This is a genomic window from Mucilaginibacter hurinus (assembly GCF_003324525.1).
GTDB lineage: Bacteria > Bacteroidota > Bacteroidia > Sphingobacteriales > Sphingobacteriaceae > Mucilaginibacter > Mucilaginibacter hurinus.
The window spans coordinates 372,822-395,675 of the sequence record NZ_QGDC01000003.1; the positions used below are offsets into that span (position 1 = coordinate 372,822).

Sequence of the window (22,854 nt, forward strand, 5' to 3'; positions counted from 1 at the left end):
AATGAATTATAGCTTAATGTCAAGGCCCACCGAATAAACTCTTGGTTGCGGGTAGGTACCTCTGTCGATACCGGTTTCGCCTATCGCCGAGCCATTTTGTATCTCCGGATCAAACCCGGTATACTTAGTAAATACAAATGCGTTACGCACCTGACCGTACAATCTAACACTCTTGAAAACTTTAGTGATTGAGACCGGAAAGGTATAACCCAGTTGAATGTTTTTGACTTTAACAAAGCTGCCATCTTCAACATACCTGTCAGACACCCTAATATTACTGTTAGCATCGGTAAAAGAATAACGAGGTCGTTTTGCATCATTGGTGCTGCCTTCGCCTGTCCAGCGGCCGAGGACACTTCGGTCCTTATTGGTATAGTTTTGATTACGCTCGTATGCGCGATAGATATCGTTACCCACCGAGATATACGTAAAGGCATTAAAATCAAAATTTTTGTAATTCATAGTCAGGTTCCACCCCATAGTAAATTTCGGATATGGGTTACCTATTTGCGTTTGGTCAGCGGCGGTTATCACCCCGTCCCCATTAATATCAACAAAGCGGATGTCGCCCGGCTGTGCGCCTGTTTGTGTAGGTGCCGCGGCGACTTCGGCAGCATTCTGGAATAAACCATTGGTTTTGTAGCCGTAGAAATACCATGGCGTATAACCTTTTTCAAATACTGTTACGGTTTGCGATTGGCCATTGAAATAACTGCCACCAACTATCCGGGCGGTACCGTCATCGTTAGTTTGCGTAACCGTGTTTTTGCTTGTAGTAAATGTAAAGGTATTGCCTAATTTAAAGTCACGACCAATCCTTTCGTTATAACTCAAAGTGAAATCAAATCCCGAAGTTTTTGTTGAACCTACGTTATCTACCGGGATCGGAACTGTACCAAGGTACAACGATGCTGAAGGCACGAACAATAAACCACTTACATCTTTCCGAAAATAATCGGCAGATAAGGATATTTTGTTTTCAAATACGGTAATATCAAACCCGATGTTAGATTGTATCAGCTTTTCCCAGCGTAGGCTTGGATTAGACAGCCTTGCGATAGTTGACCCTGAAAGGAAGACATTATCAAAATTATAGCCATTACTGTTCACAGGGCTGCCATAATCCGGCCCGCCTGTACCAACTTGTGTATAGGTGGGGCCTAAATTACTATCATTCCCAGACGTACCGTAGCTACCTCTGATTTTAAAGAAATTGATAAACGGAACTTTAAAAAAGCTCTCTTCGCTAACTACCCAACCCAGTGAACCGGCATAAAAATTGGCAAATTTATTATTACTACCGAATACGTATGAACCGTCGCGTCTTGCTGAGAACGAGGCCAGGTAACGGCTTTTATAATCATAGTTTACACGTCCAAAAAATGACATGTTTTTACGGAAATATTGGCTGTAATAACCATCGCGGGCATTTAAATTATCTTCATTATTTATACCGGTTGCTGCAGTAAAATCCGCAAACTCCCAAGAGTTAAATGGCACATCCTGCCTGGTAGCACCGGCTACATTACCAGTTTGCTTGGCAAGTGAAAAGCCCAGCACTGTTTCAAAAGTGTGATCTTCATTTACTTTGAAATTGTAGTTTGCAAAGGTTTCCCAAACATAGTTGAAGTTGCTAACCTTTTCATGCGCCACATTGTTGTGCCTGTCCGGTAGTGCTTTACCGTCAACGCCCATTGTATTATCTACGTTAAACGGGCCATAAAATGCAAGTGGAGTGAATGTTTTTGATGTAGCATCGTATTTAGTATAACCAAAACGGCTGCTTAACTTCAAATCTTTTAGTACATCATACTGTAACTCAAATTTACCATATAGCTTATTGCCGGTATTTTTGTTGTAAGTATTGTCAAGCCTGGTTAAAGGGTTGAAAATTTCTGATAAGATGCGCGTACTGTATCCGTATTTACCGGGCGCCGCAGGATCTTCGTTAAGCACAGATACTGTAGGATCGAAATTTAAAGCATTACCAATAACGCTGTTAAACGAGTTTTCCTGTACACCTTTTGAGTGCAGGATAACATCTGTAGCATTCACGATAAATTTTAAGTTTTTTGCCAGTTGGAAATCAAGATTAGCTGTAAAGTTCCCACGGTCAAATCTCGACTTATCCATGCCGCCTACAATACCACCCTGACCCATATAACCTGCTGATAGAAAGTAAGCCATTTTATCGCTTCCGCCGGTAGCTGTTATATTATGCGTTTGCAGCGGCGCATTTTTAAATATCTGGTCCTGCCAGTTGGTTCCTATACCTACAGTGGAAAGATCAGGGAAGATTACGTTGCCGCCTGATAAGGTACTGCCTTCGTTAACCATAGCCGCGTATTCGGTAGCATTTAACACGGGGATATTTCTGATTATTTGCTGTACCCCATAGTTGCTGCTTAAATTAATATCCGTTTTTTGGTTGCGTCTGCCGGTTTTAGTAGTTACTACAACAACACCGTTACCGCCCTTAACACCATAAATAGCGATGGTAGCGGCATCTTTTAAAATATCAATAGATGCTATGTCAAGCGGGTTGAGGGCGTTAAGGTCCACAATACCCTGCATAACACCATCAATTATAACCAAAGGTTCAGCACCGCCAAATGATGGGATGCCTCTTACAAGTACTACCGGTTTTGAACCTGGTGAGCCATTTTGCACTACGGTAACACCCGCTGCACGGCCCTGTATGGCCTCCTCGGTGCGTACAGGGCGCAGCCTCTCAATGTCTGATCCCTTTACGGTAGATATTGCACCCGATACCTTAGTGATTTTTTGTGTACCGTAGCCTATTACTACTACCTCGCTTAAGGCGTTATTATCTTCGAGCACAAAATTAACTTCGCCTGATTGCGATACGGCTTTCTCTACCGTACTCATACCTATGAAAGATACCACAAGCGTAGCGCTTGTTTGCGGTATGGTGATAGTATACATACCATCTGCATTAGTCATAGTGCCGGTATTGGCGCCTTTAACAGCTACGGATGCACCGGGCAAAGGCTCCCCTTCTTTATTGGTAACCTTGCCATTCAGGCTTAATGTTTGCGAATAAGCATTATTAATAACGCAAATAAGCAATATCATGCCCAAACATAACTTGAGTTTTAATTGCATGGAAAATTGATTTTAGGTTAATTGATTTCGTTTTTTTAGTTAGTGGTGGTCATCTGCACTATGTTCTTGTGCAGGCGTAATAATCGTCAGGGCGGAAACTTAGACAGTTTTCGCATTATTATCCGCGGGCATTTAATAGCGCCGCAAGTAGTTAAAGTACATGACGGATCTTTGTAAAGTGTATCCATGTTTACTGTTTATATTGGTTAAAAAATTGACGCAGGAGCGTCAGGTTTACAGGGTCAAATGTATATGCAACGGTGAATATGTGTATAAAAAAGCACTACATCACTACTACACAGGTATGAAATTTATACTTAATTACTCAATTTTCACTACATCTTTGATACATTTATAATTCCGTTGTAACCACAACATAAACCTGATATGCTTTTAAGAACGCTTTTTATTTTCACATTAGCTATTTGTAGCTTTTGGGCATATCCCCAAAGCTTTATAGGCCAGCGCGAAACGGTGAATTACGAGAAAAAGCGGTATAACGCAGGAACGCAAAACTGGAAAATACTGCAAGATGCCCAAGGCCGTATGTACTTTGCCAATAACGAAGGGGTACTTGTTTTTGACGGTGCTTACTGGCAGTTGCTGCCATTGCCTAATAAAACCATCGTATGGTCAATAGAATTTGGAAAAGATAAAAAACTTTATGCAGGTGGCCAGGACGAAATGGGTTACTTTTCGCCGGGTAGAAACGGCAGGCTGCAATTTACATCGTTAAAAAAACTGCTGCCTAAAAACGAACAGAGCTTCTCGGACGTTTGGGACATTGTTGCCAAAGGAGACGATGTTTTCTTCAGATCGAGGTTTAAAATATTCCGTTATCACCAGAATAAGATAACGATATACACAGCGCGGTCATTCTGGCTATCATTGAGTTTATGCCAAAATCAAATAATAGCACATGATGAACAGCGGGGATTAATGCTATATAAAAACGATAACTGGCAGCCCTTTATCCGTAAGGAGAATTTACCTGCCGGTTTTTATATTACTGCAACTTCTCCATATGGCAAATACTCAAGTTTGATAGCAACAGCACGTAGCGGTGTACATGTACTAACGGGCAACAAACTCCGTTCACTTCAACTTTCGGGCTTTGATATCAACAACACTGAACATTTCTCGTCCGCTGTCGCGTTAAGCGATAGTAGCTTCTTGTTAAGCACCTACTCTAACGGTGTTTATCAAATAGCTAAAGATGGCGCAGTAGCAGAAAATATCTCAAAAAAGGACGGTTTGCAAAATAGTAACGTGCGCTGCATGTTTATGGATCAGGATAGGAATGTATGGCTTGGCCTTGATAACGGGATAGATTTTGTTGCCTATAATAATGCGGTTAAGCATGTTAACCCGCCTGCGTTTAAGGACGGCGGAGGCTTTTCCATGGCAAAGTTTAACAATAACCTGTATTTCGCCCTATCAAACGGTATTTACAAATTGCCTTTGGATAAGAGTGGTAAACCAGCAGACCTTAGTTACACTCGGGCTAACCTGACAGCGTTATCTGAAGGACTTACCTGGAATTTGTCGGTAGTGAATAACCGGCTGTTTTCGGGCAGTGATGATGGTGCCTATGAAATAAAGGATGACCGGCGCATAGCTATAAACAGAAACGCAGGCTATTGGATATATCAACCTTTGGCAACAGGGATAGGTAATTTTATAGCCGCGGGTAATTATTACGGCGTGCGGCTATTTGAAGATAAGGCCAATCTGCCTTTAGATAAAGGCAACGTGGGTGATTTTAAGGAATCAGCACGGTATATGGAAATTGACAGCGATAACACGATATGGACATCTCACCCATATCGCGGCGTATATAAACTTAGCCTCAATAGCCCACATGCAAAAATATACACCCACGTTAACGGCCTGCCTTCTACCTTAAACAATTTTGTATTTAAGATAGACAACCAGGTTGTTATAGCTACCGAAAAAGGCATTTATGAGTATGATAAGGCAAAAGATAACTTCAAACCATCACTCCGGTGGGGCAAGAACTTTAACACACGTGCTTTACGTTATCTGAAAGAAGACGCCGCGGGGAATATCTGGTTTGTTGAGGGCAAAAGCATAGGCGTATTTGATAAAACCCGTAGCAGTATCATTTACATCCCCGAACTTACCAGCCGCATCCTCAGCGGATTTGAAAATGTATGCCCGATAGACAGTAATAACATTTTTGTTGGCGGCGAAAATGGCTATTACCACGTTAACTTTGCAAAATATAAACAAAACATAAAGCCACTAAAGGCCTACATACGCAAAGTTAAAGCGATAGCAGACACTGATAGTTTACTTTTCGGCGGCTATGCAGGAAACGTATTTGACAGTAAAAAGCAACTATCTGCAAAGGCACCATCGCTGAGTTATTTATGGAACTCCCTTCACTTTGAATACTCGTCGCCGGTTTTTGAAGAGCGTTCGAATGTTGAATATGCTTATTTCTTAGAGGGGTTTGACAAAGAATGGTCGGCATGGTCAAAGAAAACCGAGAAGGATTATACTAACCTTCCGGCAGGAAAATATACGTTTAAGATTAAAGCGCGTAACCACCATGACAATGAGTCGCCAATAAACAGTTATACCTTTACCATTACGCCGCCATGGTACGCTACCTTATGGGCATTCTTTTTATATGGAGTTGTAATTGTTTACCTGCTATACTCATTTTACAAACGACAGGAAAGACTGCACACCCAGGCTAAAGAGCGGGAATTATTGCAGCAGCGCAAGCAAAACGAAGAAGAACAAAAACGCATGGCTTACATGCACGAACTTGAGCTTGAAAAATCTGAAAAAGAACTGGTGAAGTTGCGCAACGAGAAGCTGGAATCAGAGGTGGAATTTAAAAATTCAGAACTGGCTTCATCAGCAATGAACCTTGTACAAAAAAAGGAGTTTTTGTTAAAGGTTAAAGAAGAATTGCAGCGGCTTAACGAATCGGGCAGGGAGATGGTTGAAATTGCCGATATCAAGAAAATACTGCGCCTTCTATCTGAAGAAAAGAAAGTGAACGAGGAATGGGAGCAGTTCTCAGTACACTTTAACAAAGTACACGCCGACTTTTTAAATGTTGTTAAAGAGCGCTACCCAACTATTAACCAGCAGGAGCTTAAATTATGTGCATATCTTATCATGAATCTGTCAAGCAAAGAAATAGCTCAATTAATGGCCATATCGGTACGGGGGGTTGAAATAAGCCGTTACCGCCTGCGTAAAAAGCTGCAAATACCTACCGAAGTAAACCTGTTTGAATTTTTGTTTGAGATACAGCGCGAGTGTATGAAAGACCCCCAGCAAAAACCCGGCGAGGTTAACTGATATGTCTATACACCAACGCGGGCGATAATATTTACCGGTTAGCAGCAGGTATCTTGTTTAAGGAGTTATAATACAACGCCCTGATGAGTTGACCTCATCAGGGGCATTTCAGGTGTGTAATTAATATTGTAGTATAAAATATCCGGTTTTTCGTTTCAGTTCATTGCCGGCCTTGTATTCAAACATGTAGAAATAGGTTCCCCCGGGTTGTAGTGTACCGTTCAGACCGTGTCCGTCGAAGATGTTCGTTACGTTGTTATAGCTTTTAATAGTTTTAATCAGCGTACCCTTGCTGTTCATTACCTGCAACGTGTTTTCGCTATATTGCTCTATCCCCGTGATAACAAGGTGGTCGTTTATACCATCGCCATTGGCGGAAACAGCCTTGCTGATACTTATTTCTACCATAGTGCCGGGCATGTCTACACCGGTGGCAGGCAGGGCTGCTGTACGTAACGTTGGCACTGTACCTGGTCGTGTCACCGTTAAAACATACGTCTTTAGTGTGCCGCTTTCCGCTGTTACCACTATGCTGACAGCGTTGTCGCCTTCGTTAATGGCAATCGCGGGACTATAGGATATATCCCTGTTCATCCCGTTAATTGTTACCGTAGCATTTACATCTTCCATTACAGGTTTTACTTTAATGGATTGTGTAGATGCATTTACAGTCGCCTTAAATTGGGTAGACGTTATCTTACTAATAAGAACATCAGGGCTAAGCGTTACCGATGCCAGGTTGGCATTTGCCGATGGTATCCTGGTAACCACTATACTATATACATTTTTGGTTTTTCCATCGGCGGCAGTCACTTCTGTATTAATCGTTGTAGTGCCTGAATTAAGTGATATAGACGGCGACGGCGAGCCGGAGGCAACCGTCTGGCCGTTTATTTTAATGATTGCATCGGGTTGCGTTACCAATGCTGTAATAGAAATCATTTTAATACTGTAAGGCACTTTAGCGGTATAATCACGATAATTATGTCCCTTAACTTTCTTCTTCTCTACATCAGGATTAATAACCAGCCCGGCCAGCGTTGCATCTGACGAGGGCAACCGCGTAACTATCGTGTTATAAACGTTTACGGTTTTGCCATCAGCAGCTGTTACCGCGGTTGTTATAGTATTGGCACCAACGTTCAATTGGATAGGTGCTGTGGTCATTCCTGATATAAGCGGTACATTATTCACCTTTATGCTCGCGCCCGCATCCGAAGTTGCAGCGGTAATCGAAACCGAAGTTACATCTGCTGCTACCTTTGCGGTATAATCCCGGTAATTAACGCCCTTTACTTTATTTTTGGCGACGTCGGGGTTAATGGTCAGGCCGGCTAATGTCGCGTCGCTTGAAGCCAAACGGGTAATAACAATGCTATAAATACTAACAGTTTTTCCATCTGCCGCGGTTACCGCTGTATTGATGGTGTTACGACCAACATTTAAAGCAATTGGAGCAGTCGCTATACCGGGCACGGCGCGGCCTCCGTTTATATCAATGGTGGCCATCGTGTCGGTTGGCGTGGCCAGTGCAGTGACAGAGGTAGTAGTATACGGAACGGTGGCAATGTAGTCTCTATAGTTAACCCCCGTTACTTTTTTTCTTTCAATGTTTGGATCAAGTATAAGTGCACTCAACGTGGCATCGGTTGCTGCTTTACGCGTAACAACTATGCTGTAAATATTAGTAGTTGCCCCATTTTCCGACGTAATTTCGGTATTAATTGTGTTAGCACCAATATTTAGTGGGATGGGCGCTGACAATGTACCTGAAATAACAGTATCGCCATTCACCTTCAATACTGCTCCCGAGTGGTGGGTAGTAGCTATCACCCTTACAAATGATCTTTCTACCGTAGCGGTATAGTTTCGATAATGCGGCCCCTTTGTGTTTTTCTTTAAAACAGTGAAATCGTCAAATTCCAGCCCGGCCAATGTAGCCCGGGGATCGCCTACCAGCACGTTTAGAGTATACGTTTTGGTCACGGTTCCGCTGGATGACGTGACTACAATAACAACCTTATTAATGCCAGCTACAGCCGGTATATCAATACCTGAAGTTACCACTATACCGTTTACCTTTACTTCAGCGCCGGCATCCGATGGTTGCGCCACAACGTGTATCGTATTCATCATACTGTCCACCGTTCCTGCATAGGTAAATTTTGACGCATTAAACGCAGGACTTAAAGAACCGCCGGTATAGCTTAGCGACGCTAATGTAGCGTCGTTTGAAACAGCAATGCGGTTAACCGTAACCGTGTAAGCTTTTTTTGCAGGTGTGCCATCAGCCGCAATAATGGTTATCACCGTTTTTCCATCAGGCAACTGATAAAAAGCGGAGCGTTTGTTAGCTTCTGCGTTCACTCCGTTTATCTTGAAGTTAGTTGTAGACGTGCTATCCTTAGGGGTAATCGCAATACTGTACACATCGGCTGGTACCTGGACCGTGTAAGCCGTATCAGCAGCTGAAAATTCCGGGCTGAGTGTGCCCGCCGTTAATCCTATTCCTGTAAGCGCATCTGCCCTTGGCCGCGTTATCCGCAGGTTATACGCACGGTAATCGCCGCTTGGTGAATTTACATAGAAGAATAAACTGGTTAACCCTATCTGTAAATTCCGCCTTGCCGAAGGAATACCCGATGTTTCCGGCGTGTCGTCGCCCTGGCTCATTATCATAACTGCGGTGCTATCTACAGCATTTGCGGTGATGGTGACGTAGCTGTCTCCGGGGTTCACAGTAAGATAAAATGTATCTTCGCTTCTGTTGATAGTATCACTCATTGAAGCTGTATTATAAACAAACGACTTTAAAGCCGCCGAACCGGCAATCGGATGAGCTGTTACCACCAGCGTATAATTCTGCCTGGTTACCCCATCAGCAGCGGTCACTTCAATAGGCATGGTATTTTCGCCCAATTGCAAATGCATAAAATGCTCTCGGCCATATGGTACCGAGTAACCATTATATTTTATAGTGGCATATTGGTCGCTTGTAAGCGAGGTGATTTGTCGGTATGGCAAACTTGGTGAAAAATTAACTGAAGTAGTAAAGGTGTTAGTTTCACTGTTTAAAGTGGCCACTTCACCTGTACTTAGCGTTATGCTTGCTATACCGGCATCGGATGCCGGCACGCCACGTGTAATTTTTGCGGTGTAATGTTTTGTAACTGAATTATCTGATGACGTTATTACAATTGGCACGTCATTTTCTCCCGGCAACAAGGATATAGCAGACGACGGTGAACCTGATACCACAGAAACTCCATTTACCGTAATAACGGCAGAATTGTCAGTAGCTTCGGGCGTGATAGTAACGCTTTCCTGTAACACTATATTTGAGTAGGTGCCGGTAGCTTCGTCAATTGGCTTGTTGGGTAAGTTATTATTAAGCGCAATACTTTTAAGTTCGGCCTCTGCCGATGGTAAACGTGTTACGGTTACCGTGTACCGTTGTGTCGCCGTTCCATTATAGCCATAAATGTCTATCGGTATGATATTTTCTCCAATTTCAAGCGGAACGTCAGGGCGGTGTAGATTGTCACGCGCTGGTAACCGTTGAGTATTATTAACGCTTATAGTCGCGTATTTATCAGCAGTAACAGGTGCAAATCCTATCCCATTACCTTGTACTGTCAACGTGTAATGTTTTACAGACTGGTTAAAGGCTGGTACAAGCGTGCCTTTACTGGGTGTAAGGCTTAGCAATGTAGTATCATTATCAATTAAAGTAAATTTTACTTCGTTTGAATAAGTGATAAGCCCGGTAGCGTTTACAGCGGCGTATCTGAAAGTACCTCTGGCATAAGTGTACGGTACATTGATTGTATCCTTTTTTGATCCGGTTAAATTACCGTTATCATTTATATCAAAAAATACGGTTCCATTTGCGCTCTTATACTGCCATGCACCATGCAACGCGTTTTGAGTAGCCACTGTAAATATTACAGGACTTCCCTGCGTATAAGTTGACTGCGGCACTGGCTGCCTGGTTATTACAGCGGGTATTGTATGCCGGTTAACGTTAACGGTGTAGGTTTTTACCACTTCGCCATTTGCCGAACGTACTATAACCGGGATGGCATTAGTTCCTACAGCAAGCGGCACATTTGCTGATGCGCTACCTGATAAAACAGTAATATTTTTAACTGTTACGGTTGAGCCATCGTAGGCTACAGTTGGCGTTAGTGTAATACCGGTTACCGCGTTATCTACAGCTACCGAGTAAGTTGGCGTTGCGTTAACAAACGCCGGACTTAATGTACCGTTACTAATAGTAAGGTTAGCAAGTGTAGCTGTACCTGCATTAGCCGTACGTATAACGTTTACATTGTACACCCTTGTTGGCGAGCCACCATAGGTGAACACACTAGCAACTATTTTATTATTTCCTTCAGTAAGTGCGATGGGGGCAGTGGACTCTCCAACTATAGTGCTCACGCCATTAAAACCCACCTGGTATACATTAGGATCATTTGCTGTTGCAGTGAAGCTTACACTAGTGGCATCATTGCCTAGAGTAAGGGTATATTGGGTTACTTCAGGGTCAAACGCCGGACTAAGGGTTCCCTGATCGGGCACCAGTGTTAACAAACGGTGATCATTAGTTATCTCCTCAAACTTCACCACGTTTGAGTATGTGCTTTCACCAATACTATTTGTTGCTTTTAGCCGCGCATATCCATTCGGAAATAAATATCGTAGCCTGATGGTAGTGTCAACCTCGTTTATCGTTGAATAATCAAAATATGATTGCGCGTTCCGGAAATCTGAGGGGCCGTTACCGGTGTCATACGCTAATTCCCACAAATAACTTGCCGCATGATCGGCTACACCGGTAAAGCTGAACTCTTGCGAATTATAGTACTGGACATCAACCGGCTGTTTGGTAAATACCGGAACCTGCGGAACCGCCGACTGGACCAATATGTTATATGTTTTTGTATTACCCGCCTGGGCGGTCACCTCTATAGTTATGTTATTGTCGCCTAAGTTTACCGGGATATCTGCAGACGCAACATCATTATCCGCTGGCGCCCCGTTTATTTTAACGGTAGCGCTTGATTTGCTAACAAATGGGGTAACATTAATGACTTTTACAGTATCAAGCACTTTAACAACGTACGAAGTAATATCAACGTTAAATTTAGGATTCAATGCCCCGCTGTTTAAGGTAATGTTGCTGAGACTTGCATTGGTTGAGGCTGGCTGTTTAATGTTGATGTTGTAATTTACCTGACCACCACCAACGGCTTGTGCAAACACCAGCAGCAGATTCGACAATCCGGAATATACGTTAACCGGTGCACCTGACCCGCGTTGCTGTCCGTTAATGGTTACATAAGCCTCCGAAACGTATGGGGTTATTTCCACATATTCCAATCCTTCCGGGACTTCGAGCGTATAACTTTTAATTGCCGGCGAAAAAGCTGGAACCAGTGTACCGGCAGAGGCTGTTAAGTTGGTAAGATTGTTACCGACAGGCGTCCCCGTAATTACCATTTTATAGGTACGCTCTACTATCCCGCCGGCTGTAACAAGTTCTATATCTAACATCTGCTCGCCTTCATTAGCAACAAAGTTATAATACCCACCTGTAGTAGGGGTACCGTTTATCCTTACCGTTACCGACGGATCGGCGGTGGCGTACACGGTCGCCGACGAACCGTTGCTGGGTGTAGTGATAGAGTAATTGTAAGTGCCGGGATCAAAAACAAACTCATTTTCTACTACACCATGAAATTCCAGCGTTGCCAATTGCGGGCCAACCGCGCGGTTTATATTTACCTGAATATTTCGGGAGGTTTCTCCATCCGAGGCCAATATATTAATAACCTTAGCTGTTGCACCCTCAGCTACTGTAAGTTGTATCGCCTCACCAGCAGTTACTGCATGGCCATCAAAAGTGATTGTAGCTGCATCATCTATAGGTGTAACGGTAATTGCTACAACCGAATCATTATGTCCAAGATTTATATCATAGCTGTCATGCTCGTAACTAAACGGTTTATCAAAGGTTCCCGGGTGTGTTGTGAGACCTGCTAACCCCGCGTTACTGGCTTTAGGGCAATCTATGTTTACATTGTACGTAAGGGTGGTACCATCTTCAGCGGTTACTACAATTTCTTTATGATTAGCACCCGGCACCAGACTTACATTAACGTATTCTCCTGAAATTACCTGCTTTCCGTCAATAACTACTTTTGAGGCCGGATTTTCAGCAGTAGCGTATAATGTTGTACTTAACCTGTTTTTTACGGTTATATTGTAATCTAATACCCCGCTATCAAATGCGGGAGTGATAATATCCTGCTCATTGGGGCCTGTATTTATTGATGATAGCCTGGCATTATTTGAAATGTCGCAGGTAATGTTAAATGTGTAAGTGGTAGTGCTGCCATTTTCAGCTGTTACCACTACTTTTTTGGTATTTAGTCCTGCAGCAAGGCTAACCCGCGTTTCAACACCCGAATTGGCCGGGCTACCATCTATAGTGAGGGTTGCTAAGCTATCGGCGGTTACTACAGTAATGTCTAAATACGGTGTGCTTTTAACAGTAAAGCTGTAGTCATAAACGTCAGGGCGGAAATTGATACTATCTTCCGTATTTGCGGTGATGTTTGCCAGCGAGGCCTCGGCTGAGTTGGTGCGCGTAAGTACGAGTTTATAAGTTTTTACAATAACACCGTCTTCGGCAGTTACAACAACGTTAATTACATTTTCGCCGGCTACTGGCGTTAACGCATAAGGTTGGCCTGATACAGCTGCCGCCCCGTTAACGGTTATTACCCCTGTGGTATCAGCAAGTGTGGGCGTAACCGAAAACGTATTTACATTACTCCTTATTAGTGCTGCATAATCTGTGGTAGAAGAGTCAAAAGCGGGAGTTAGAGTGCCGGCGCTGATATTAAGGCCGGCCAGCGTAGCAGTGCTATTTGCCTGCCGGATTACAGTTACTATATATGTTTTTACTACATTGTATTGGGCGCTTGATTTTATCGTAACTTTATTGGTACCCATATTTAGTGGCATGTCATAGGTGCTGCCTGAGTTAAAAGCCATATCGTTTACCGTAAGCGTACTCGTTCTTTGCGCCGACGTAGGGGTTATGTTAATCGAATTTGTCGATTTGCCTACTATAACGGTATATTCAGTTACGTCAGCATTAAAAGGCTGATCAAGTACGCCTTGATCCACTACTATATTAGCCAGGCTTGCGTCGCCTGGTTTAGCGCGGATTACTTCAATGCTAAGGGGAGCGCGGCCGCTACCATTGGCGTTATAGGCTGTAATTACATAGTCGTGTGGCGCACTAAGGCTAAGCGGCTTACCGGAAATAGCGCCGGTAACAGATGAAAAAGCCATCCCCTCGGGCAAAAACCAACTCAGGTGATATCCGCTTGTAGGCGTAATCTTTTTAATAGCCCGCGCCGTTGCATCTGCAATATAAACTTCTCCTGTACCGCTTACAGCAATGTCGTAAACCGTGCCAATATCAGGGGTTTTAGCTATGGGCACAAGCGCGCCGCCGGCCGCCGGCCTCATGTAAACAATTTTATTACTAACGGTATACAGGTTGCCCGCCGGATCAGCCTTTATGCCATAAGCGCCGGGCATGTATGCAAGCCATATTTTACTGCCGCCCACTGCCGGCAACTTATATATACCGTTTACAAAACACGATACGTAGATATTTCCGTCTGAATCAAGCGTGACGCCCATAGGCTGATCTAACCCTGAAGCTACTACAACCGGGTCGCCCCCGCCTGCCGGGATCTTTTTCAACTGGTTGTTGCCGTTATCTGCCACATACACATTTCCAACACTATCAACAGCTATCCCGCGCGGTCCGTCGAAGTCAGTACCTATTACCGTTCTCTCCAGCGTTTTGGCATTTATTTTAATAACACGGCTATCTACAAAACTTTCGCTCACATAAATATCGCCCTTTCCGTCAACAGCAATACCCCACAAACTGCTAAAGCCCGACGCTATGGTTACTTTAGTTGTTGTACCTTCAGCTATTTTAAAAATAGTACCGTTGCTTAAACCCGCTATATACAGGTTACCGTCCTTATCAAAGGCCTGCGCAGTAGGTATAGCCGTACCAGTGGTAACAGTGGATAGGTTAACGTAAGTACCAGACGATTGCACATGGGCTGTTACAGGTTGTAACGTAGGTACATTTGCATTTAACGCATATACTTTAGGTGTCGGGTAATATAAACTAGGATTGTTGACATATTTAAATGCGTTTATAACATAGGTTTTTGTTAATCCGGCGGGCCCTATAATAATGGTTACGGTATTGCTCCCAGCATTCACTTTCACCGGAAAGGCCACGTTTTGGGTGGCTGCCATGCCGTTTATAGTTAAAGCAGCGTTATTGTCGGTGCTTTTAACCTTAATACTTATTGAATCGGTTGCGTTGGAAACCGAGGTGTCATAAGTATATACATCTTTTGTAAAAGCCGTGTTTAATGTAGCCCCGGTAAGTTCTATGTCCTGAACATCAAAATCAACTGATAGCCTTAAAACGCTCTCATAGCTACCTGTTGCATTGTATGAAATAACCTTATAATCCTTATCAGCCACAGCTTCTGTTGGGGTGCCGGTTATATCTCCGTACGTGCTATTAAATTTAAGACCTTTAGGCAAAGGATTTAATAAAAAATGGCCGCCTGTAGGAACTGCCTTTTTTAATACTCCACTCTCGCAAAAATAAACAACACCTGCAATGCTGGTAAAGCTTTGCAGTTCGGCATAGCCGAAGTTGTGTAGAAGTCTGCGCGACTGGCTTTTAACAGGATACAGGTATAGTGAGTTAAAGTCCTTGATAAAGTAGTTATCTGAAAAATCAGTGTGCGGAGCAATAAAAAAATGTTGGGTTACATTGGCACGGACAAGTACTGTTTGTTCTGCACTTCCGCTTGCAGGCAGCATATTCAACTTGCCCGCCGAAACGTAATAGATGTTTCCTTCGCTGTCGGATTGCAACCGCTCAAGAATATTTGATGTATTAATTATATCACTTGCGGCGCCGCCGTTAAGCGGATGCTTTCTTATATGGTAAGTGCCATCGTATGATAGGGTGTAAAGGTTGCCTTTTCCGTCCAGCGCCAAACTCCTTGCAGAGCTTTCGCTTATTATTACCTCGGCCGTACCTGTACCGCCCGTTAATTTATAAACCGCATTGTAGTGTGCCCACGATAACGAGTAGTAAATATCGCCGTTAGCTTCATCAACTACCATGTCTTCAAAGTAGGGTACATTACTAATAGGGGTAGGTTCAGGCGTATTACTACCCGCGGGCAGCTTATAAACACTTGAAGTTCGGGAATCCTGTTCACTAACAACCGTATAATATAAATTACCTTTGCCATCCCGTGCTACGTGCCTGATGGTTTGTCCTTCCATCATATTTGTTGGGGCAGCGTAGTTACCCAGGGAGCCTACATTGCTGCTTATTGGCTGTATAAGTACAGGTACCCCTGCCTGAAGCGCCCTTGAGGTATAGTACACTGTGGGCAACTGTGCATACCCATCTAATGTAACTAAGCCGGTTACTAGAAAAGCTATTAAAAATGAAATGCTTTTTAAAGGATTAGACGAGCGTAAAAGTTTATTCATGCAATAAGCGTTGTATTTTTATAACGTAATCAATACGGAACTATTAATGAATTGTGGCAAAGTGGGTTATATAGACCAATAATAATTACTATCAAGAAGTGCTGACTCTTCAGGGAGGGTAATTGTAAAGTACAAAACTACAACGTTTTGCACAGGGATCGGCTATAACCTGTGTATACAAAGTGTATACATCTACATATTTTATGGCGGCCCTACGTAGCTGCTCGTTCGTTAATACTTTAATATAAAATAGCCTGACTTTAGCCTGGTTTCTTTACCATCCTTATACTGTAGCAGATAAAAGTAAGTTCCTGGTAACTGTAACATACCGCTCCTGTTTCTGCCGTCGAAGGCATTTGTTTGGTTGTTGTAACCGGTTATAGCGGCCACCTGTGTGCCTTTATTATTTATAATCTGCAGGGTATTATCTGCATAGGCTTCTATACCGGTTATGGTCAACACATCGTTAATACCATCGCCATTAGGAGAAAGCGCTTTACTTATAGTCACCTCCGGCAATGAGGCACTCAGTTCTTCACTACTTAGCTTGACGTTATTAGACCGTATTGCTGCACCGGGACGGGTAATGGTTAGCGTATAGGCTTGTTTTGTATTATTCTGGGCAGTAACCACTATAGGGATTACATTTTCGCCGTATTCCAAATTGATTTCAGGACTGTAGGAGCCTATTGTTTGCATCCCCTTAATAGTTACCTCTGCGTCTGCTTGTTCCGTCACCGGCCTAACACGTATGCTTTCGGTAGTAGTATTAACCGTTGCTGTGAAATTTGTTGGTGAGGGCCAGCTAACTGCAAAAGAGGGGCTAAGTGTAACTGACTGAAGGCTGGCATTTCCTGATGTTGACCGGTTAACTACCACGCTGTAGGTTTTTATAGTTACACCATCGCCGGCAGTTATTATTGTTTTAATAATGGTGTTACCAACATTAAGTAAAATTGGCGCAGATGCCATCCCTGATGTTACGCCCAGCCCATTCACCTTTATGGTTGCCTCCGCATTAGCAGCGGTGGGAGTAATAGTCACTGTATTGACGTCCGCACCCACTTTGGCTTTGTAGTCGCGGTAATTATTACCGGTCACTTTATTTTTAGCAATACCGGGATTAATTGTAAGCCCGGCCAGTGTTGCATCTGTAGATGGCCGGCGGGTAATAATCAGGCTATACACGAGAGTAGTTACCCCGTCGGCTGCTGTTACTGCCGTGGTTATCGTATTCGGTCCAGGGTTTAAGGGTACAATTGCCGGTACGCTATGGGTCGCCACGCCATTAATTTTTACAGTGGCTAGCGGGTGATGGGGGGTCGCCGTTACCGATATCGTGCTTTTGTCATTAGCAACAGTAGCCACGTAATCCCTGTAATTGGGCCCCGTAACCTTCCTTTTCGAAATAGCGGGATCAAATATCAAAGCACTTAACAAGGCATTATCTGAAAGTTTACGCGTAATCACTATCTGATAGGTGTTAGTTGTTAAGCCATTGGGCGCTGTTACCACGGTGTTAATGGTGTTGCTGCCTATACTCAATGGTATCTCTGCTGACGGTGTGCCGGGTGTTACTGTTGCACCGTTAATTTTTATGGTAGCATCCGAATCCTGCACAGATGCTGTTACCCTTACAGCGCTTACCTCGGTAATTGCCGTATAATCCCTGTAGTTAGTACCTCTTACTTTTGATTTGGGTATACCCTGATCCAAAGTTAAGCCTGAAAGATACGCGTTGTCAGATGGTATCCGCTTCACTAATAGCTTATAGGCCATTTCTGCATCATCCAATTTAACAGTTATATTTATGATGTTAACGCCGGGTTGGAGATTGACATTAGTGCTTATGCCTGATGAAACAGTATCGGCATTTACCGCAATAGCTGCAGCCGTATTAACGGCTGTTGGCGTTATTTTAATCGCGATATCTTCAGCCGGCACCATTACCTGGTAGTTCAAGCTGTCTTTATCGAACGCAGGGCTTAATGTACCCTTGTTTACAGCAAGCGCAGATAAGCCTGCATCAGCCGAAACTGTTCTGGTATTAATTGTTGTGCTACCTGTTTCGCCATAGTCATTCCAGGCGGTTATTTTATAGTTAGCTGCAGGGGTTGGCCGGGTTGGAGTACCGCTGATCTCACCGGTGGTGTTTTTTAGCTGTAACCCGGCAGGCAATTCACCGTCAATAAAATAGCCACCTGTTGGCATTATCTGTCTGGATGTATTAAAAAAGGAGGTGAAATAAATTACCCCTTCATCGTCCACAGATAAACTGTTAACGTTATAATAGTCGCCGCCTGATGCTATTGTTTTATGCTCACTGCCATCTGCCGGTATCATAAACATACGTCCCGTTTGTATATCGATAGCGAATATATTCCGCGAATTATCAAGGGCTAAACAACTTATACTATTACCGCTGTAAAGTGTTTCGACATGACTGTCTTTAGATAACCACACCTTTTTAATTGCTTTATTATATTGGTCGGCAACATAAATATTCCCCTCAGCATCTACATCCACGTCAGAGGGGTTGCTAAAACCACCGTCTACCATCACCGGCGTGCCGCCACCTGCCGGTATCCGCTTGATTTCGCCACGCCCGTTGTCGGCTACAAATAAGGTACCATCAGTGGCTACACTAATGCTGCGCACTAAACCTAAACCACCCGCAATTGTTGTGATTGTACCGGTGCCGGCTGCAACTTTTATAATAGTTTTAGCCGCCTGGTCGGCTACATACAAATTGCCGGCATCGTCAACCGCGATAGCTGTTGGATTGGCGCCGGTTACCACTTCAACCGCTACGGCGCTATCAGCAGCGTACTTAAATATTTTTTTCTGACCCAGGTCAAGCACATACTTGTTACCTAATCTATCTTTTTCAAAACCTCCGGTAACTGTCGCCGGGTTACCAAATGCAACGGGGCTGCCGTATCCAAAGGGCGATGCATAAGCGGACACTGCTATTAAAGGGCTGATAGTATCGTTAACACGAAATAAATACGGCCCGCCGCTATAACTGATAGTTGGAAATAATGTAGCAACCTCAACGGTGATATCTGTACTGTTAAATTCGCCATGCTTATTCCATGCGGTTATTTTGTAATCGGCACGAGGGCTTAACCTGGTTGGCGTACCACTAATGGTACCGGTTTCATTGTTAAGCGTTAACCCGGCCGGCAACAATTTATCTGAAAAGTAGCCACCATTTGGGACGTAATGTAAAATGGAAGCGATTTCGCGCTCGGCTATATATATATTCCCTTTTTTGCCCAGCGCAAGTTGTTCAATAGTGTTTAACCCGGTTATAAGCGCAACAGTAGTCTGGGGGCTACCCGCCGGCACCATTTTTAACATCTTATTGCCCCTGTCAATTACATAAAGGTTGTGGCTTGCATCTATGGCGAGTCCAACAGGCGTACTAAAGCCGCCACCCATTTCAACTGCATCGCTGCCGTCTGCAGGTATTTTAAAAACTTTGTTGGCGTAACTATCACTTACATATATATTGTTTTCAGCATCCACCAGTAAACCATACGGATTTTCATAGTCTCCTGAAATGAGTACCGGTGCACCACCTCCGGCAGGCAGTTTATACACCCCATGTTGCGTAGAGCTATTGTATCTTTTTACAGAACCAACAAAAATATTTCCGTGGTCATCTACCGCGATAGATCCTATCTGAGCCGGAAAACCAAGGGGTATTCGTTCAGGATTACCGCTGCCTCCCGGATATTTTAACACCGCATTGGTAATAAAATCTGTAGCATATAGATTGCCGTTACGGTCGGTTACTAATTTGGGTTCACTCATCCCCGGCCATGAAAGTTCAGTTTTTGAGCCATCCTTCCCGCTTATTTTATATAACTTCATGGCAAATGTTCCCTCTTCTGTCGAATTAGTGTATATATTGCCTGCTGTATCTATAGCTATCGATGTAGGGGTTCTCAGTCCTGAACTAAAGTAAGTACCAGACATGCTGCTGTAGCCAAAAGATGATACATGAGCTGATGTAGCCGTCAGGGGACTAATTTCTTTATTGATTTTGTATATGTTAGCCTTGTCGCCATAGCTTATGGACGGAATTACAGTTGATACGCTAAGGTTAACCGTTACAGTATTCAACGTCCCAAGTTTGTTATGTGCTGTTATTATATAATCCGCAGCAGGGTGCCCCCGGGTTGGCGTACCACTGATGGTTCCGGTTTGATTGTCAAGCTTCAGGCCGCCGGGCAATAACTTATCAGCAAAGTAACCGCCCGTAGGGTTATACTTAAATATAGAGCTATCGCCCGCATCCGCAGCATATAAGCTACCAGTCCGGTCAAGCGCAAGTGCATAAGCATTAGCCAATCCTGTTGCAATTGTCACAATGGCTTGCTGATTATCAGCAGGCACCATTTTTACAGAAAAGTTTCCACTATCATTCACAAACAAATTGCCTGTAGCATCCAAAGCTAAGCCCATAGGTGATTTAAAGCCTCCTACTACTTCTATTGTCGTGCTGCCGTCTGCCGGTATTTTGTACACCTTATTGCCAACTCTGGTACTTATATAAACATTGCTTTCAGCGTCAACGGCCAAACCATATACCTGTGAGTAGGCGGCTGAAATGCGCACCGGAACATCTTCTCCCAGAGCTTTTTTGTACACGCCATTAAATAAGGAAGCGATATAAATATTGTCATAAATGTCAACGGCGATCGCGCCGATATTCGAAATAGCACCCGTTGATATATGCTCAGGGGAGCCGCTACCCCCCGGATACTTCATGAGCCTGCCTGTATTGCTTTCTGCTGCATATAAATTACCATGACGGTCGGTTGTTAACCAGGGCGTGTTTGGTCTATTCCAGGGAAGCTCCGTTCTCGACCCATTCTGCGCGTTATACTTATATAATCTGAAAATATTAGCAGCCGGGTCCCACGAGCTGGTATATACGTTATCTGCCATATCTACAGCTACTGCAGCAGGATAGTTTAAGCCTGATCCTATCAATTGCTTTGTGCTGTTATAACCAAAAGGTGATACATAAGTTGTCGCAGGTACTAGCGGGCTGATGATTTCGCCAGCCGTAAAAGCAAAGGGGCCACCGTAACTTACATCCGGAACCGGGAGTGGCGTTGTGATATTAATAGTTGTGCTGGCGCTACCACCGCTGTTCCAGGCCGTAATTTTATAATCAGTAGGGAAGGTTAACCTGGTTGGTGTACCGCTGATAGTGCCGGTTTGATTATTCAGTGTTAAGCCGCCGGGCAGCAGCTTATCAGCAAAGTAGCCGCCCGTGGGGTTGAATTTTACTATTGATGAGTGATTAGCCCTGGCAACGTATAAGCTTCCGCTTTGATCCATAGCCAGTCCGTATGAGTAGGACAAATTTGTAGCCAGGGTGATAGTTGCTTGCTGGTTTTCCGCAGGTATCATTTTTAAAGCCTCATTTCCTCTGTCATTTACGTACAGGTTTCCGGTGGCATCTATAATTAAGCCCGTAGGCCCATTAAAGCCGGTACCTACTTCCACCTCAGGGCCGCCACCAGCCGGTGTTTTATATATTTTCCCTGTAGTATACGCACTCACATAAACATTGCCTTCAGCGTCAACCGCCAAGCCATGTCCCCTATTGCTCCCGTCTAAAAAAAGTTCAGGTGTGTTCCCCCCGGCCGCTATCTTATACACCTTTCCGTAAAAACATCTTACATAAATATTCCCGTGATGGTCAATAACCATAGCACTTATGTCACACGGAACATCTGCAATATGTTCCGGCGTTCCGCCTCCTCCGGTATATTTTAAAATTTCGCCGGTGCCGCCCGTACCTACGTACAAATTACCCTGGCGGTCAACCGATAAAAACGGGTTGTATATATTATTCCAGGGAAGTTCGGTCGTTGAGCTGTCCTCGCCGCTTATCCTATATATCCTGTTTGCCACCGACCGAAAATCAAATGAATTAGCGTATACATTACCCGCCGCATCAACAGCAACCGAAGTAGCTTCAGATAACCGCGACCCCACGTTTATACCAACCGAATTGTAGCCGAAGGCTGATACATTAGTTGAAATAGCCGCCATTGGGCTTATAACATCGGCCACCGTGAAAGTAAACGGCCCTCCGCTGTAGCTTATGGATGGAACAGGGAGAGGTTTAACGTTGGTTTTGATGATTCGCTTGGCAGCTGTATTTATTTTATGGCGAGATGGGCCGGTATTGAGCGACTTTGTTTTGGCAGGATAGCCATTATTGGCTAAACTTGTACATACAAAAAGCAGCAAAAACGCCTTAGCTACGCATACGGTTAGGATAGACGGATGCTTTAAAATTTGTAAAAGTTTTTCCATAAGAGTCTGAATCTTAATTATCTTATTTTATGTAAGTAATACACAAGGCAATGCGCTTTACCAGCAAGTTATGCACAATACGTCATCACCTTAAATAAACGATGTGAAAATCCCGGTATGTATAGGATAGTTTAATCGGCTTAAACAAAATACGCTTTACCTATTTAGAGCTTGTAATAAGGTTAAAAAAATATTGCGCAAAACTACTATTATTTTCTCAATAAGAAATAATAGTTTCGATAAAAAAGCGAGCGCTTCCGTCTATGATTCAGTCAATTACAATTACTATTAAATATATTAATATTAAAATGCGCACAGGTGTTACAAAGTTTCGGGTTTCAGGCAACTGCCTGGCATTCGCATCCACTCAACAATATTTTATTATTTTAAAAAAACTACTAATGATCCAAA

4 protein-coding genes are annotated in these 22,854 nt (G+C 43.6%); 1 reads left to right on the top strand and 3 read right to left on the bottom strand.

What is annotated here, in order from left to right; translation table 11 throughout:
- Positions 1 to 6: 6 nt before the first annotated feature.
- Positions 7 to 3,126 (bottom strand): SusC/RagA family TonB-linked outer membrane protein, encoded by a 3,120-nt coding sequence (locus DJ568_RS07405; protein WP_114004618.1) that lies wholly within the window; start codon positions 3,124 to 3,126, stop codon positions 7 to 9.
- A gap of 387 nt (positions 3,127 to 3,513) precedes the next feature.
- On the opposite strand from DJ568_RS07405, the gene DJ568_RS07410 reads away from it, so the two are divergent.
- Positions 3,514 to 6,468 carry a triple tyrosine motif-containing protein gene (locus tag DJ568_RS07410; RefSeq protein WP_114004619.1) on the top strand — a complete coding sequence of 985 codons (2,955 nt, stop codon included), beginning with the start codon at positions 3,514 to 3,516 and terminating at the stop codon, positions 6,466 to 6,468.
- Positions 6,469 to 6,588: 120 nt separating this feature from the next.
- On the opposite strand, the gene DJ568_RS07415 is transcribed toward DJ568_RS07410, so the two are convergent.
- Entirely contained in the window at positions 6,589 to 16,098 is a 9,510-nt protein-coding gene (locus DJ568_RS07415) for a cadherin-like beta sandwich domain-containing protein (protein ID WP_114004620.1), read from the bottom strand.
- 231 nt (positions 16,099 to 16,329) lie between these two features.
- Positions 16,330 to 22,443, bottom strand: coding sequence for a cadherin-like beta sandwich domain-containing protein (locus DJ568_RS07420; protein WP_114004621.1), 6,114 nt, complete (start codon positions 22,441 to 22,443; stop codon positions 16,330 to 16,332).
- Between the last annotated feature and the right edge of the window lie 411 nt (positions 22,444 to 22,854).

Coding starts and splice junctions, on each gene's coding strand:
- DJ568_RS07405 (WP_114004618.1), bottom strand. CDS start 3,126: ATGCAATTAAAACTCAAGTTATGTTTGGGCATGATATTGCTTATTTGC.
- DJ568_RS07410 (WP_114004619.1), top strand. CDS start 3,514: ATGCTTTTAAGAACGCTTTTTATTTTCACATTAGCTATTTGTAGCTTT.
- DJ568_RS07415 (WP_114004620.1), bottom strand. CDS start 16,098: ATGAATAAACTTTTACGCTCGTCTAATCCTTTAAAAAGCATTTCATTT.
- DJ568_RS07420 (WP_114004621.1), bottom strand. CDS start 22,443: ATGGAAAAACTTTTACAAATTTTAAAGCATCCGTCTATCCTAACCGTA.